The 14,896-nt window shown below is 72.2% G+C and carries 18 protein-coding genes; 3 read left to right on the plus strand and 15 right to left on the minus strand.

What is annotated here, in order from left to right; translation table 11 throughout:
• Positions 1-125 precede the first annotated feature (125 nt).
• Genes ACSBPG_RS11595 through ACSBPG_RS11605 form a run of 3 tightly spaced genes read right to left on the minus strand, consistent with a single transcriptional unit; the run spans position 126 to position 1,703 of the window.
• Entirely contained in the window at positions 126-767 is a 642-nt protein-coding gene (locus tag ACSBPG_RS11595; RefSeq protein WP_435537318.1) for a TIGR04282 family arsenosugar biosynthesis glycosyltransferase, read from the minus strand.
• A complete protein-coding gene (locus ACSBPG_RS11600) occupies positions 764-1,459 on the minus strand; it encodes a TIGR04283 family arsenosugar biosynthesis glycosyltransferase (protein WP_435537319.1) in 696 nt (231 codons plus the stop codon). Before ACSBPG_RS11600 ends, ACSBPG_RS11595 begins: the two co-directional genes overlap by 4 nt.
• A gap of 52 nt (positions 1,460-1,511) precedes the next feature.
• Positions 1,512-1,703, minus strand: a complete 192-nt coding sequence (locus tag ACSBPG_RS11605) for a hypothetical protein (RefSeq protein ID WP_435537320.1) — start codon at positions 1,701-1,703, stop codon at positions 1,512-1,514.
• Positions 1,704-1,977: 274 nt separating this feature from the next.
• Between ACSBPG_RS11605 and ACSBPG_RS11610 the strand changes: the two genes are divergently transcribed.
• On the plus strand, positions 1,978-2,265 hold the full coding sequence (locus tag ACSBPG_RS11610; protein WP_435537321.1) for a hypothetical protein: 288 nt from the start codon (positions 1,978-1,980) through the stop codon (positions 2,263-2,265).
• Positions 2,266-2,399: 134 nt separating this feature from the next.
• On the opposite strand, the gene ACSBPG_RS11615 is transcribed toward ACSBPG_RS11610, so the two are convergent.
• From ACSBPG_RS11615 to ACSBPG_RS11655, 9 genes are all read right to left on the minus strand, one after another.
• Complete coding sequence (locus tag ACSBPG_RS11615; protein WP_435537322.1) at positions 2,400-3,500, minus strand: branched-chain amino acid ABC transporter substrate-binding protein; 1,101 nt, start codon at positions 3,498-3,500, stop codon at positions 2,400-2,402.
• Between the two features lie 197 nt (positions 3,501-3,697).
• Positions 3,698-4,057 carry a DUF6867 family protein gene (locus ACSBPG_RS11620; RefSeq protein ID WP_435537323.1) on the minus strand — a complete coding sequence of 120 codons (360 nt, stop codon included), beginning with the start codon at positions 4,055-4,057 and terminating at the stop codon, positions 3,698-3,700.
• Complete coding sequence (locus tag ACSBPG_RS11625) at positions 4,057-4,776, minus strand: ABC transporter ATP-binding protein (protein ID WP_435537324.1); 720 nt, start codon at positions 4,774-4,776, stop codon at positions 4,057-4,059. Before ACSBPG_RS11625 ends, ACSBPG_RS11620 begins: the two co-directional genes overlap by 1 nt.
• Positions 4,773-5,663 (minus strand): ABC transporter ATP-binding protein, encoded by an 891-nt coding sequence (locus ACSBPG_RS11630; RefSeq protein ID WP_435537325.1) that lies wholly within the window; start codon positions 5,661-5,663, stop codon positions 4,773-4,775. Before ACSBPG_RS11630 ends, ACSBPG_RS11625 begins: the two co-directional genes overlap by 4 nt.
• Positions 5,660-7,147 carry a high-affinity branched-chain amino acid ABC transporter permease LivM gene (gene livM / locus ACSBPG_RS11635; protein ID WP_435537326.1) on the minus strand — a complete coding sequence of 496 codons (1,488 nt, stop codon included), beginning with the start codon at positions 7,145-7,147 and terminating at the stop codon, positions 5,660-5,662. The genes ACSBPG_RS11630 and livM overlap by 4 nt, the downstream gene beginning before the upstream one ends.
• A 4-nt stretch (positions 7,148-7,151) precedes the next feature.
• Entirely contained in the window at positions 7,152-8,069 is a 918-nt protein-coding gene (locus tag ACSBPG_RS11640) for an ABC transporter permease subunit (protein ID WP_435537327.1), read from the minus strand.
• A gap of 289 nt (positions 8,070-8,358) precedes the next feature.
• On the minus strand, positions 8,359-8,697 hold the full coding sequence (locus tag ACSBPG_RS11645) for an AzlD domain-containing protein (RefSeq protein WP_435537328.1): 339 nt from the start codon (positions 8,695-8,697) through the stop codon (positions 8,359-8,361).
• Positions 8,690-9,457, minus strand: a complete 768-nt coding sequence (locus ACSBPG_RS11650) for an AzlC family ABC transporter permease (protein ID WP_435537329.1) — start codon at positions 9,455-9,457, stop codon at positions 8,690-8,692. Before ACSBPG_RS11650 ends, ACSBPG_RS11645 begins: the two co-directional genes overlap by 8 nt.
• A 174-nt stretch (positions 9,458-9,631) precedes the next feature.
• Entirely contained in the window at positions 9,632-10,420 is a 789-nt protein-coding gene (locus tag ACSBPG_RS11655) for a hypothetical protein (protein ID WP_435537330.1), read from the minus strand.
• Positions 10,421-10,641: 221 nt separating this feature from the next.
• Here ACSBPG_RS11655 and ACSBPG_RS11660 point away from each other — a divergent pair, with 221 nt between their 5' ends.
• A complete protein-coding gene (locus tag ACSBPG_RS11660) occupies positions 10,642-11,568 on the plus strand; it encodes an ROK family protein (protein WP_435537331.1) in 927 nt (308 codons plus the stop codon).
• Between the two features lie 36 nt (positions 11,569-11,604).
• Here the strand turns inward: ACSBPG_RS11660 and ACSBPG_RS11665 are convergent, their stop codons facing one another.
• Entirely contained in the window at positions 11,605-11,925 is a 321-nt protein-coding gene (locus tag ACSBPG_RS11665; protein ID WP_435537332.1) for a hypothetical protein, read from the minus strand.
• A gap of 178 nt (positions 11,926-12,103) precedes the next feature.
• On the opposite strand from ACSBPG_RS11665, the gene ACSBPG_RS11670 reads away from it, so the two are divergent.
• Positions 12,104-12,883, plus strand: a complete 780-nt coding sequence (locus ACSBPG_RS11670) for an alpha/beta fold hydrolase (RefSeq protein WP_435537333.1) — start codon at positions 12,104-12,106, stop codon at positions 12,881-12,883.
• Positions 12,884-12,889: 6 nt separating this feature from the next.
• On the opposite strand, the gene ACSBPG_RS11675 is transcribed toward ACSBPG_RS11670, so the two are convergent.
• Together ACSBPG_RS11675 and ACSBPG_RS11680 are read right to left on the minus strand one after the other, a co-directional pair.
• Positions 12,890-14,545: an ArnT family glycosyltransferase gene (locus tag ACSBPG_RS11675; protein WP_435537334.1), complete on the minus strand. Its 1,656-nt coding sequence runs from the start codon at positions 14,543-14,545 to the stop codon at positions 12,890-12,892.
• Entirely contained in the window at positions 14,542-14,880 is a 339-nt protein-coding gene (locus ACSBPG_RS11680; RefSeq protein ID WP_435537335.1) for a lipid-A-disaccharide synthase N-terminal domain-containing protein, read from the minus strand. The genes ACSBPG_RS11675 and ACSBPG_RS11680 overlap by 4 nt, the downstream gene beginning before the upstream one ends.
• Between the last annotated feature and the right edge of the window lie 16 nt (positions 14,881-14,896).

The raw sequence follows: 14,896 nt of genomic DNA on the forward strand, positions 1-14,896 counted from the left end.
GGCGTTCGCCGCCGCCGGGCAACCCGACCGAAGGTCAAGTCTTCGTGAGGGACGCGGCGTGGCGCGCTAAGCAGGTCTGCCCAGGCCGGGCCACAGAAGGCCCAGCCTGGGCAGACTTGCGGACTCTATGGTTTTGCAGGTTTTCCGAGCCCGCCCCACCGTGGGCGGAGTGCGGAAAACCTGCTTAGCGCCACCGCGTCGTCGACGTCGGCCAGCCGGTCGGCGAAGCCGACCGAAGCGCCGCGCGGCAGGGTCGCCAAGGTGTCGGCGAGCGCGTGCTCCGTCGACCAGCGCACGCCGCGGAACAGCCCGGCCGGCAGCGCCGCGACCCGGCGCGCGCCGACCAGCCAATAGCCGCCGTCCTCCGCCGGACCGAAGACGTAGGCGGCGCGGCCGAGCGCGCGGAAGCCGGCGGCGACCCGCGCCGCATCGACGTCCGGGATGTCGCTGCCCACCAGCACCGCCGGCCCGGGCGGCAGCGTGCGCAGGGCGCGCGCCATGCGCGCCCCGAGGTCGCCCCGGCCCTGCGGGCGGAAGCGGGCGCGCGCCGCCTCCGCCGGCCAGCCGCGCGGGCCGGCGGCGCCATCGGGCGCGACCACCAGCCACAGGGTCCAGCGGCCGTCCCGGGCGACGCGGCGCAGCAGGCGGGCCAGCGTCGAGCGGTAGAAGCGCAGCGCCGCCACGGCGCCGATCCCAGCGGCCAAGCGGCGCTTGACCCGGCCGAGCCGCGGCTGCCGGGCGAACACCACGAGGTGCCGGCGCCTCACCCGTAGATCCGCCGGATCAGCGCCGGCGGCACGCCGGCGGCGTAGAGCGACAGGCACAGCAGGTTGCGCGCCGGCCGCCGCAGCCAGCCGTCGCGCTCGTAACGAACGGCCGAGGTCACCGCCTCGGCCGCCAGGGGGACCAGCCGGCGGCGGCCGATCCGGCGGACGAGGTCGACGTCCTCCATCAGCGGCAGCGGCCGGTATCCGCCCAGCGCCTCGTAGAACGGGCGGGCGATCAGCAGCCCCTGGTCGCCGTAGGGCAGGCCGAAGGCCCGGCACCGCCACGCCACCAGCCGCTCCAGCCGCCGCGCCGCCGGCGCCGGGCTGTCGAACCGCAGGCGGAAATAGCCGGCCCGGCGGGCGTTGGCGGGATCGCCGGCGAAACGCGCCACGGTGGCCCGCCAGCCGGCGCCGAGCCGCGTGTCGGCGTGCAGGAAGAGGAGCCACGGCGCGGCCCCCACCGCGGCGCCGGCCGCCAGTTGCGGCCCGCGGCCGCGCGGCGCCGTCACCACCGCCGCCCCGGCGGCGCGGGCGACCGCCGCGCTGCCGTCCCGCGAACCGCCGTCGGCGACGACGACCCGCACGTCGCCCTCCCGGTCCTCCGCCGCGAGCGCGGCCAGCGCCGCCGGGAGCCCGGCGGCGGCGTCGAGGCAGGGAATGACGACGTCAAGGGCGACGGGGCCTACCGGCATATCGCGATCCCAAGGTCGGCCGGCCGAGACGCCGCGCCCGGGAGGTCGCACCTCAGGCTTCGGCCTGGTGCCCGTCGCCGACCCATTCGAACTCGTGGGGGTCGAGCAGCGTGGCGACGGCCAGCGTCTTCCACGTCAGCGGGTCGTCGGCCCGCCTCATCTGCGCGTGCTGCGTCCCAAGGGCGTCCTTGCGTACGGCGACGACCTGCCAGACCCCACCGCCGGGGCCGAGCTTGCGAAACATGTGCCCTTCGACGACTTCGCGCTTCCTGCGCATGACCACTCTCCAGACCCCCGGTTCCGACGCGCCGGCACCGCCGCAACGGCGCCGCCCGGTCGGAGGGGCATTGAAACACCAATTGAGCCGCCCATGGCGAGTGTCCGTTTTGGGTAGGACCCCGGCCACGGGGGTTTGTAGCGGCGCGGCCACAGCGCCGGGCGCGCCGCTCCCTCTTTTGCACCGCGGCAAAGCCGGCGCGGCGACGGAACCAGGCACCGCCAGGAACGTTCCTTGCGCCATGAAGATCGATCATGACGTGCTTCTGCTGGCGACTCGCCTGGTCGAGGAGATGGGTGAGGTCGCCACGCGAATCAGCCGGGTGCGCCTGGTGGAACTGACCGCCGCCAACAACCTGCGGGCCGCCGCCTTCTGGCGCGACGTCCTCCACACCTCGGAGCGCCTGCTGGCCGAGCGGGCGACGGCCGGGGCGCTGGTGGACGACGCCGCCGTCCGCGCTTCCCACATGCTGACCGGCACCGGCGACCGCAGGCGGGTGCCGCAGCTCGGCGGCGAACCGGCCGGCTGACCGCGCCCCGGCCGATCGCGTCCGGGCCGATCGTGCCCGGCTGACGCCGACGGGCCCGGCGGTCTCCCGCCGGGCCCGCGATCGGCCGCCCCGACGCGGCGCCGGCCGGCGCCGCGCCGGGCGCGGACCGGGCCTTACTTCACTTCGGCGTACTGGCCGTCGTGCCAGCGGTACCAGACGTACGCCGGGGTCGTCACGTCGCCCTTGTCGTCGAAGGCGAGCTTGCCGATGACGGTGTCGAACTCGTTCTTGCGGAGCTGCTCGATCACCTTGTCCATGTCGGTGGAGTTGGCCTTCTTCACCGCCTCGGCGTAGGCCTGCATGGCGGCGTAGGTGTAGAGGGTGTAGCCCTCCGGCTCGTAGCCGGCAGCGCGGAACTTCTCGACCACCGCCTTCGCCTCGGCCTTCTGGCGCGGGTCGGGACCGAAGGTCATCATCGTGCCCTCGCCGGCATTGCCGGTGATGGCCCAGTACTCGTTGGTGACCAGCGCGTCGCCGGAGACGATCTTGGTGCTCATCCCCTGCTCGGCCATCTGGCGCGCCATCAGGCCGGCCTCCGTGTGGTAGCCGCCGACGTAGACGACGTCGACGTTCTCCTGCTTCAGCTTGGAGACGACCGCCGAGTAGTCCTTCTCACCGGGGTTGTAGGCTTCGAACAGCTTCTCGTTCACGCCGGCGGCGTTCAGGGCCTTCTTGGTCTCGTCGGCCAGGCCCTTGCCGTAGGCGGTCTTGTCGTGGAGGATGGCGATGCTCTTGCCCTTGTAGGTCTCCGCCAGATAGGCGCCGGCCACCTTGCCCTGCTGGTCGTCGCGGCCGCAGACGCGGAACACGTTGTCGAAGCCCTGCTCGGTGAGCGTCGGGTTGGTCGAGGCCGGCGACATCTGCAGGACGCCCTCCTCGTTGTAGACCTGGCTGGCCGGGATCGACGAGCTGGAGCAGAAGTGACCGGCGACGAACTTGACGCCGTCCTGGGCGAGCTGGTTGGCGACGGCCACCGCCTGCTTGGGATCGCAGGCGTCGTCGCCGACATGGAGCTTCAGCTTCTCGCCGAGCAGGCCACCGGCGGCGTTGATGTCCTTCACCGCCATCTCGATGCCCTTCTGCATCTGCTCGCCGAAGGTGGCGTACTGGCCGGTGATCGGCCCGGCGGTGGCGACGCCGATGTCGGCCTTGGCGACCGAGGCGCCGAACGCCGTCAGGGCAGCGGCGGCGAGGAGGGTGTGCTTGAATGCCATGGTTGTTGTTGCTCCCTGCTTTGGATGTGGTCGCGTGCTGAGGGTGCGGCCGCTCCGGATCCTCCGGGGCGTCCCCGCCGCGGCCGTCTCCCGGATCGCCGCGGCGGTGATTGGAACCGAGTATACTCCGTAGGGCCGAGGATGCGACAAGCGCCCCATCGGCCTATTCCCAAGGCCGGCCCCGGGACGGCGCCCGCCTACTGCGCAAGGTCCGCCCCCGACCGCTCGCGCCAGCCGAAGGGGCCGGCGCGCTCGTACAGCCAGGGATACTGCCCGACCATCCGCCGCGCCCGCGCCATGCGGTAGGCGACGACGGCGATGATGCCGATCACCACGGTGTGGACGACGAAGCCGTAGAGCGACAGCAGTTCGCCGCCGAACAGGGCGTAGACGAGGAACCGGTCGCCCAGCCCGAGCAGCAGCGAGTAGGCGTAGACCTGGTGGGCCGGCTTCCAGCCCTCCGCCAACGACTGGCCGGTCAGCACGGCGCAGCCGCCGAACAGCAAGACCGTCATGAAGACGAAGACGCCCAGCGACGATCCGAGCACGCCGTCCATCAATGCCCTCCCTCGAGGTAGGCGGCCCGCACCTCGGGATCGGCCAGGAGCTGCTCCCCGGTGCCGCTCATGGTGATCTTGCCGGTGACCATGACGTAGGCGCGGTGCGCCAGCTTGAGCGCGTGGTAGGCGTTCTGCTCCACCATGAAGATGGTCATCTTCTGTTCGCGGTTGATGTCCTTGATCACCTCGAAGATCTGCCGCACCACCAGCGGCGCCAGGCCGAGCGACGGCTCGTCCAGCAGCAGCAGGCGGGGCTGGCTCATCAGGGCGCGGCCGATGGCGAGCATCTGCTGCTCGCCGCCGGACATGGTGCCGGCGCGCTGGCCGATGCGCTCCTTGAGGCGGGGGAACAGGGTCAGCACCCGCTCCAGCTCGCTGTCGAAGCTGCCGGGCCTGGCCGTGATGGCCCCCATCTGCAGGTTCTCCAGCACCGTCATGCGCGGGAAGATCCGCCGCCCTTCCGGGCTCTGGGCGATGCCGCGGCGGATGATCTCGTAGGTCGGCCGCTCGGTGATGTCCTCACCCTCGAACAGCACCCGGCCGGCGCGCGCCCGCGGGTTGCCGCAGATGGTCATCAGCAGGGTCGACTTGCCGGCGCCGTTGGCGCCGATCAGGGTGACGATCTCGCCCGCCCCGACCTCCAGGTCGACCCCCTTCAGCGCCTCGATGGAGCCGTAGTAGGTGTGGACCCCCGACACCTTGAGAAGCGTGCTCATGCCCCCTCCCCGGCGTGCTGCCCGCTGGGGCGGGCCCCCAGGTCGCGGGCGACCACCTCGGGCAGCTCCTCGTCCTCCTCCTCGCCGAGATAGGCGCGGATGACGGCGGGGTCGTTCTTGACCATCTCGGGCGTCCCGTCGGAGATCTTCTTGCCGTAGTCGAGGACCACGATGTGGTCGGAAATGCTCATGACGACGCTCATGTCGTGCTCGATCAGCAGGACGCCGATGCGGTGTTCGTCGCGGATGAAGGTGAGGAGATCGCCCAGCTCCGCCGATTCGCGGGGGTTGAGGCCGGCGGCCGGCTCGTCGAGGCACAGGAGCACCGGCTCGGTGCACATGGCCCGGGCGATCTCCAGGCGGCGCTGGGCGCCGTAGGGAAGATTGCCGGCCTGCCAGTCGGCGAAGTCCAGGAGCTTCACCCGGTCCAGCCAGTAGGTCGCCAGCTCGATCGCCCGCTTCTCCGCGTGGCGGTAGCCGGGCAGGCCCAGCAGGCCGGCGATGCTCCAGCCCGACGCCTTCTGCAGCTTGTTGTGCTGGGCGACCAGCAGGTTCTCGAGCACGCTCATGCCGCCGAACAGGCGGATGTTCTGGAAGGTGCGCGCCACCGCCGCGCGCTTGGAGATGATGTAGCCCGGCATCCGCTCCAGCAGGTACTCCCGGCCGTCGGGATGGCGCAGCGCCAGGCGCCCCACGGTCGGGCTGTAGAAGCCGGTGAGGCAGTTGAACAGGGTCGTCTTGCCGGCGCCGTTGGGGCCGATGATGGCGGTGATGTGCCGGTTCATGGCGTTGAACGACACGTCGTTGACCGCGACCAGACCGCCGAAGCGCATGGTCAGGTGCTCCACGGTCAGCAACGGGGTCTCGTCCGCGCGCGACGCGGTCATGGCATGCCTCCCGCGGCGGCGGCGCCCTCGCCGGGCGGCGTCTTCGGCTTTCGTCCCAGGGTCACGGTGGGGTCGCGGTGGGCCAGCAGGCCGCGCGGGCGCCACAGCATGATCAGCACCATGCCGGCGCCGAAGGCCAGCATGCGGTACTGCTCCAGCTCGCGGAACACCTCGGGCAGGCCGATGACGAGGAAGGTGGCGATCACCACCCCCATCTGGCTGCCCATGCCGCCCAGCACGACGATGGCGAGGATGATGGCGGACTCGATGAAGGTGAAGCTCTCCGGGCTGATGAAGCCCTGCCGGGTGGCGAAGAAGGAGCCGGCGAAGCCGCCGAACATGGCGGCGATGGCGAAGGCCGCCAGCTTGGCGTTGGTCCGGTTGATGCCGAGCGAGGCGCTGGCGATGTCGTCCTCGCGCAGGGCCTCCCAGGCGCGCCCGAGCGGCAGCTTGCGCACCCGCAGGGTGAACAGGTTGACGATCAGCGCCAGGGCCAGGATCAGGTAGTACATGAAGACGATGCGCTGCAGCGAGCTGTACTCCAGCCCGAACATCTCGTGGAACGCCGGCACGCCGTCGGCCGGAGAGCGCGAGAAGTCGGCCAGCCCGAAGAAGCTGGGGCGGGGAATGCCGATGATGCCGTTCGGCCCGCCGGTGAAGGTGTACCAGTTCAGCAGGATGATGCGGATGATCTCGCCGAAGCCGAGCGTCACGATGGCGAAGTAGTCGCCGCGCAGCCGCAGCACCGGGAAGCCCAGCAGCACGCCGGACAGGGCGGCGAACAGGCCGGCCAGCGGCAGGCAGGCCCAGAAGCTCAGCCCGAAATACTGGGCGAGCAGCGCGTAGGAGTAGGCGCCGACGGCGTAGAAGGCGACGTAGCCGAGGTCGAGCAGGCCGGCCAGGCCGACCACGATGTTCAGGCCCCAGCCCAGCATGATGTAGGTCAGCAGCAGGATGCCGATGTCGATCAGCTGGCGGTCGGCGAAGGGCAGGAAGGGAAAGACGACGGCGAACAGGATGCCGACGGGCGCCAGCCAGCGCGAGGCGTGCTGCACCTTGGCGGCCACCGCGTCCATCCGCTTGTCGCGCTCCGCCTGGCTGAGGCGGGAACGGTGGGTGACCGCCGAGATGGCGGCGCGCAGGGCGATGACGAGGCCACCGCCCACCAGCATCACCTCCAGCACGTCGGTCGGCAGCGGGACGACGACGCCGAAGGCGGCCGCCCCCAGCGCCAGCACCAGCACCGGCAGCGCCAGCCCCTCGCGGATCAGGCCGAGGCCGAGGCGGCCGACGAAGACGAGGGCCACCGCCACCAGCACCTCGTCGAAGCGCAGGTCGAGGCCGAGGCCGGTGGGGCGGTCGACCGTGCGCAGGCCGACCAGCGGAACCGTCAGGAGGAAGGCGACCAGCGCCGCCAGGCCGGCGTCGCGCAGCACCGCCGTCCACGGGAGGCTGCGGCCTTCGGAGAGGGAGATCGCGGTCATGGCCTTACACCTTCTCGATTTCCGGCCGGCCGAGCAGACCGGTCGGGCGGAAGATGAGCACCAGGACCAGGATCGAGAACGCCGCCACGTCCTTGTACTCGGTGGTGAAGTACGCCGACCAGAAGGCTTCGATCAGGCCGATGCACAGGCCGCCCAGCATGGCCCCGGGCAGCGAACCGATGCCGCCCAGCACGGCCGCCGTGAACGCCTTCACCCCGGCGAGGAAGCCGATGTAGAAGTCGATCACGCCGTAGTACAGGGTCACCATCATGCCCGCCACGGCGGCCAGGGCGGCGCCCATGACGAAGGTCAGCGAGATCGTGCGGTCGACGTTGACGCCAAGCAGGCCGGCCATCACCTTGTCCTGCTCGCAGGCGCGCTGGGCGCGGCCGAGCTCGGTGCGCTGGATGAGCTGGGTGAAGCCGTACATCAGCGCCACCGTCAGCAGCATGATGAAGACCTGCAGGTAGCTGAGCGAGACGACGAAGCCGTCGGCCCGCTCCATCACCGAGAAGCCGCCGCTGACGATGGGCGGCAGCGGCTTCACGCGGGCCCCCTGGAGGACCTGGACGTAATTCTGCAGGAAGATCGACATGCCGATGGCGGAGATCAGCGGCGCCAGCCGCTGCGAGCCGCGCAGGGGACGGTAGGCGATGCGCTCCACCGTCCAGCCGTAGACGCTGGTGAACAGCATGGCGCAGACCAGCATCATGGCCAGCGCCAGCGGCACCCAGGTGATGCCCAGCGCCCCCATCACCAAGAAGGTGATGACCGAAACGAAAGCGCCGATCATGTAAATTTCGCCGTGGGCGAAGTTGATCATGCCGATGATGCCGTAGACCATCGTATAGCCGATGGCGATCAGGCCGTATATGGCGCCGAGCGTCAGCCCGTTGATCAATTGCTGAAGGAAATATTCCATCCACCGCCCCCGCGTCAGCGTGCCGTGCTTGGGCAGGCTGGGCAGTCGGGACCGTTGAGAAGTCCGGTCACGTTTTTCCCGCTCCCTGTTCTGGCGGAAGCCATGCGTGGACCGCAGGGCTGCATTCATTTTCCTTCAGGACGTTAGCCCACCCTGTTCGGGCAGAGCAAGAGGGGAAAGCCACGCGCCGGCGGTATTACCACCGCCGCGGCGACAACCGCCGGAAGATTGCACGGCGACCTTGCCGCGCGACAAGAATCTGTCGCGATTCCGGCTCGCGCCGGAATTCCTAGAAGAGACTCACCCCGCTCTGCGCCAATCCGATGAGGGCGGCGGTGCCCACGGTGACGCCGGCGAGGACGCTGCGGCCGGCCAGCCAGAAGGCGGCCAGCGCGGCGGCGGCGGCGAGCACGCGCGCGCCGAGGTCGGTGGCCTGCAGAGGCCCGACCGGCAGCAGGATCATGCGCGCCACCAGCCCCGCCAGGAGGGCGTAGGCGACGCAGCCGACCCAACGGAACAGGCCGCCGTTGGGGTCGATGCGCCCCGACAGGGCGACGCCGAGGGCGCGCGACGCGTAGGTGACGACGGCGCCGCCGGCCAGCGCCATCCAGATCGCCGGATCAGTCACCGATGCCGTCTCCGCCACCGGGCTCCGGGCATTGGCGGCCGCCCAGGACGCGGTCGGCCGCGAACGCCAGGGTGCCGGCCAGCAGGCCGGTCGCCAGCAGCCCGTAGGCCGGGCTCACCAGGTGCAGGGTGGGACCGAGCAGCACGCCCAAGCCGAGCGACAGGGCCTTGGCACGGTCGGCCAGGTCGACCGCGAACAGCAGCATGAAATAGACGGGGTTGAGGAACACCAGGCCGAGGGTGACCGGGTGCGGCACCAGCCCGGTGAGGAAGAAGCCGACCACCGTGCCGACCATCGTCGTCGTCCACAGGGTGACGCCGTAGGCGGTGAACCACGCCAGGCGCAGCTTCGGCTCCAGCGCCGGCAGGCGGCGCATGCCGTTGGCCCAGGAGGTCACGGCGACGAAGTGGGCCAGCGCGTAGTAGCACCAGCGGGCCGCCCCGGCACCGCGCAGCAGCGGCATCAGGGTGACCACCATCGGCATCAGGCGCGTGTTGGTGAGCGCCACCGCCAGGGCGATGGTCAGCAGCGAGGCGCCGACCCCGTAGAGTTCGATCAGCGCCATCTGCCCCGGCAGGGCCCAGCCGGTCGCCGTCGACACCAGCCCCTCGGGCAGGCCGAGCCCGCTCTCGCGGACCAGCGAACCGAAACCGACGTAGCTGGCGAACAGCACCAGCGACGGCAGGCCGAGCGCCTCGCGCACGGCGTCGGCGCGGACCCTCCTGATCGGCGGCGGTGATGCGGCGGTGTCGTTGGGCATGGGGAAGTACCGGAGACACGAAGGTTTCCCATCCCTACACGGTACGCCGCGGCGCGTGGCGTGCGTTCTCGGCACGCGCGGCATGCGCCGGCGAACCGCCGTGCCGGCCCGTGAATCGAAAGCCCCCCTTCCCGGGGGGAAGGGGGGCTTTCGACGGCGCGGCCGGCGATCCGCTCACTTCGGGAAGTTGGCGGCCACCTTGTCCGAGGTCGGCTTCGCCGGCGGCTTGGCCGACGGCTTCGCCGAGGCCTTCTCCACCGCCGGCTTGGCCGGCGGCTTGGTCGCCGCGGTCTTGGCCTTGGCGTCCGGCTTGGCGGCCGCCGTCTTGGCCTTGGCGTCGGGCTTGGCCTTGGCGTCCGGCTTGGCGGCGGCCGCGGGCACGGCGGCGACCTCGTAGACCGGATCGGGGTTGCTGACCACCTTCACGTCGCACAGCGGCTTGGAGCTGAGATGCATCAGCTCGGCGTCCTTCTCGTCGGACGTCAGCGTCTTCAGCTCGGCCTGGCTGAGCTGGATCGCCGCCTTGGCGCGTTCGACGTAGTTCCAGCAATAGACGTGGTTGCCGACGATGGCGGCACGCCGGCTGATCTCGTTGGCCAGCTCCGTGCGGAAGGTGTCGAAGGAGCGCGTGGCGTTGCCGCCGAGCTTCTTGAAGTGGCTGATCATGACCGCTTCCTGGGCCGACAGGAGGGCGCGGTTCTTGACCGTGAAGTCCTGGTACTTGCCGAACGGGTTCGCGGCCGGGGCGAGGCTCTGGCAGGTCAGGCCGATGACCATCAGCTCGGTGTGCATGCGGATCAGCTGCTCGGCGGCGTGCTCGGAGCGCGAGTAGCAGGCAGGCCGGCCGGCGGCTGCGGCCGGAAGCGCGAGGCCGAGGACCGAAACCGCGGTCACGGCGGCGGCGAGCGACCGGAGCATGCGGGCGGGGGCGAAACGGGCGTGGGCGGCGCGCTCGCGATTCATCGTGTTCTCCGACTGCGGTGACGGCGGCTTCGCGGGGCGGTCGACGCCGGCCTCGGCCACGCCGCCTACCCATTTCGGGGTTCTACAAGATGGGCGGACTCGGTCAACCCGAATCCGCCGCGCGGCCGCCGTTCGCCGTGCGCCGTTGCAAATCTGCCGCGAGACGGCCGCCCCCGCGGGCGGCTATTCCTGGGCGGAGAACACGATCCGGCAGGGCGTCCATGATCCGCATCGGCATCGATCTCGGCGGCACCAAGACCGAGGGAATCGCGCTGGACCCGCGCGGCGGCGCGCTGGCCCGGCGCCGCGTGGCGTCGCCGCGCGGCGACTACGCGGCGACCGTGCGCACCATCGCCGGCCTGGTGGCCGCCCTGGAGGAGGAGGCCGGCGGCGCCGGCGCGGTGGGGAGCGCCCGCGTCGGCGTCGGCATCCCCGGCATCGTCTCGCCGCACAACGGCCTGGTGAAGAACGCCAACTCCACCTGGCTGATCGGCCGGCCGCTCGACCGCGACCTCGCCGCCGCCCTCGGCCGGCCGGTGCGGATCGCGAACGACGCCAACTGCCTCGCCGTGTCGGAGGCGGCCGACGGCGCCGCCGCCGGCGCCCGCGTCGTGTTCGCGGCCATCCTCGGCACCGGCTGCGGCGCCGGGATCGTCGTCGACGGCCGGCCGCTCGCCGGCCGCAACGGGGTCGCCGGCGAATGGGGGCACAATCCCCTGCCCTGGCCGCGCGACGACGAGCGGCCGGGCCCCGCCTGCTACTGCGGCAAGCGCGGCTGCCTGGAGACCTTCGTGTCGGGGCCCGGCTTCGCGGCCGACCATGCCGCGGCGACCGGCCAGCCCCTGCCGGCCGAGACGATCGTCGCCCGCGCCGCCGCCGGCGACGCCGCGGCGCGGGCGTCGCTGGAGCGGCTGGCGGACCGCATCGCCCGCGGCCTCGCCACCGTGGTCGGCGTGCTCGATCCCGACGTGGTGGTGCTGGGCGGCGGCCTGTCCAACGTCGCGTTCCTCTACGACGCCCTGCCGCCGCTGGTCGAGCGCTGGGCCTTCTCGGACCGCGTCGACACGCCGATCCGCCGCGCCACCCACGGCGATTCCAGCGGCGTGCGCGGCGCGGCGTGGCTGTGGCCGGCGGACGAGCCCGCCTGAGAGGGCATGGGGACGGGGCGGCCGCCCCGGCGGCCTTCAGCGGCCGAAGCCGGTCGGCGTGTCGCGCGGCGCCCCCGCCCGCGGCGGGGCTTCGTCGCCACCGCCGCCGCCGAGGCCCAGCGAGCGGGTCTGCGAATAGTGGTGGCGGCCGACGTCGGTGCCGTAGCGGCGGCTGCCGGCGCGGAACTCGTCCGCGCCGCCGAGGGCGTTCCAGTGGTTGCCGCCGCGCGGCTGCGCCGCCGCCCCGGCCGCGTCGCCGGGCTGCGCGCGCGACGACAGGAAGGACTGGGCGGCGGCCGGCCCGGCGCAGGGCAGCAGCACGGCGGCCACGACGGCGAGTGTGCGGATCGGCGGCATCGGCGGTCTCCTGGTGACGGGGTGCGACGACGTCCCGGCCGATTGGAGCGGACCGCCGCCCGGCCGGCAAGGGTGCGGCCGGAGTACCGTCGGTGCGGCACCGCGGCGCGTCCTCGTTACCGCCGTTTCGCGACGAGCGTCTTGCCGAGACCCCATCCTCCTTGCTAAGGGGCGTTGCATGACGTTCCGCATCCAGAATCGCCGCCTCGAAAGCCGCTGGATTCCCGGCGATGCCGCGGCTCCCACGCTGGTGTTCCTGCACGAAGGGCTGGGCTCCGTGTCGCTCTGGCGGGACTTTCCCGACAAGGTGGCCGCGGCCACCGGGTCGCCGGTGCTGATCTACGGCCGCGCCGGGCACGGCCGGTCCGACCCGGCCGAGGGGACGCGGGGCGTCGATTACCAGCACCGCGAGGCACTGGAGGTGCTGCCGCAGGTCCTCGACCACTTCATGATCCGCGACCCGATCCTGATCGGCCACAGCGACGGCGGCTCGATCGCGCTGATCTACGCCGGCGGTTCCGGCCGTCCGGTGCGCGGGCTGGTCCTGGAGGCGCCCCACGTCTTCGTCGAGGACGTCTCGATCACCGGCATCGAGACGGCGGTGGAGGTCTGGAACGCCTCGGACCTGCCGGAACGGCTGTCCCGCCACCACGACGACGCCGAGGGCCTGTTCGACGCCTGGTCCGGCATCTGGCTGTCGCCGGAATTCCGCTCCTGGAACATCGAGGAGTACCTGCCGGGCATCACCGCCCCCGTCCTCGTCATCCAGGGCGAGGACGACGAGTACGGCACGCTGGCCCAGGTCGACGCCATCGCCCGCCAGGTGTCGGGGCCGGTGGAGACCCTGGTGCTGCCCAACTGCCGCCACTCGCCCCACCGCGACCAGCAGCCGACCGTGCTGCGGGCGGCGGCGAACTTCATCCGCCGCATCTCGCGCGCCGACGCCTCGGCGGCGTGAGGCGCCTCACCGGGCCGGCGCGTACAGGGTGAGCGCCAGCCGCCGGCCGTTGTTGTAGTTGAAGCCGCGCACCGTGGCGAGCGGCACCGCGGCCGTGTCGCCGAGGGCCTGCCGGAAGGCCTCCTCGAACCGCCCCTCGACCAGCGCCAGGGCGCAGTCGGTGCCGCCGCGCAGGTGGGCCGCCGCCTGCTCGCCGGAGCCGAGCCGGGTCCCGGTTCCCAGCAGGAAGACCAGGCTCGGCTCGTTGTAGCCGGCCGAGGCGACCACCGGGTCGGGACAGCGCTCCACCCGGGCGACCGCCCGCGCCACTTCGCGGCTGGTCCAGACGCCGTCGACGGCCGGCAGGACGAAGGCGTACGTCACCGCGTACAGCACGGAAGCCGCCGCCAGGGCCGCCGCCGCCGCCGTCCGCTCGGCGCGGCGCCACGCGGCGCGGAGCGCCCAGACGAACAGCACCAGCACCACCGGCACCACGGCGACCGCCCGCGAGTCGACGCGCCCATCGACCAGCCACGGCACCACCGCCACCGTCGCCGCCAGACCGACGACACCGGCCAGACCGAGGACGGCGGCGACCGCGAAGAGGCCCCGTCGCGGCCGCCCGGCGGACCGGTCGAAATGGTCGAGCGCGGCCCGCGCCGTCAGGGCGGCGACGGCGGGAAAGACCGGCAAGGTGTAGTGCAGCAGCTTGGTCGGCACCGCCTCGAAGACCAGCCACGCCGGCACGATCCAGGCCAGGCAGAAGCGCACCGCGTCGTGCCGCCGGTTGCGCCAGACCCACGGCACCGCCAGCAGCGCCAGGAAGGCCCAGGGGGCGAAGGTGATCCAGACGGTGGCGAGATAGTAGCCGGGCGGCAGCCCCTTGCCCTCCTGCCCGCCGGCCACCTTGCCCAGCATGTCGTGGCCGACCGAGGCGGCGAAGAAGGCCCCCTTGGTCTGCACGGCGATGGCGACCAGCCAGGGCAGCGCGATGGCGGCGACGATGGCGAGGCCGGCCAGCGGCCGCAGGCGCGCGAGCCAGCCGCCGCGGCGGTCCCAGGCCAGCAGCGCCAGCACCGTCAGTCCCGACACCAGCGGTGCGATCGGGCCCTTGACGAGGATGCCCACACCCTGGGCCACCCAGAACAGCGCCGGCAGACCCCAGCCGCCGGCCGGACGGGCGCGTCCGAGATAGAGCGCCGCCAGCGCCCCCTGGGCGGCGACGATGCAGGCCAGCAGGACGGCGTCGGTCTTGGCCATCCGCGCCTCGACGCCGAGCACCACGCAGCCCGCCATCATCACCCCGGCGAGCGCGCCGGCGGTGGCGCCGAACAGGCGGCTCCCGGCCCAGGCGGTCAGCAGGACCGCCAGCAGGGCTCCCGCCAGGGACGGGATGCGGTAGGTCCACACCGCCTTGCCGACCGCCCCGTCGAGCCCCTGCACCAGCGCCGTGGCGCCGGCCTGCAGCCAGTAGATGCCGGCCGGCTTCTTGTGGCGCGGCTCGTCCTGGAAGCGGATGTCGACGAGGTCGCCGCTCTCCAGCATCTGGAAGGAGGCCTGGGCGAAGCGCGCCTCGTCGCGGTCGAAGGGCGGCAGCACCGTGAAACCCGGCAGGAACAGGGCCAGGCTGAGCACCGCCAGCAGCAGGTAGGCGCCGGGCGAGAGGCGGTCGGGCACGCTCACGGCCGGCCGGGCTCCGCTCCCGCCTGGCGGGCGTCCTCCCGCTTGCCGGCCCAGATGAAGTACAGGTTGCGGGCGTAGATGATCAGGCCGAGCGCCTGGCCCAGCATGAACACGGGATCGGCGCGGTGGATGGAGTAGGCCAGCAGCAGCACGCCGCCGCCGAGGCTGAAGTACCAGAACAGTTCCGGCACGATGCTGCGGCGGGCGCGCTCGCTGGCGATCCACTGGACCACGAAGCGCATCATGAACAGCAACTGCGCGAAGAAGCCCAGCGCGATCCACACGAGTTCCGTGGTGCTGCGCTCGTTGAACCAGGTGACGAGGGCGTCGATCATGGAGAGGACGGTTCCC

Origin of the sequence: Azospirillum sp. ST 5-10 (assembly GCF_051225715.1) — a bacterium.
Taxonomy (GTDB): Bacteria; Pseudomonadota; Alphaproteobacteria; order Azospirillales; family Azospirillaceae; genus Azospirillum.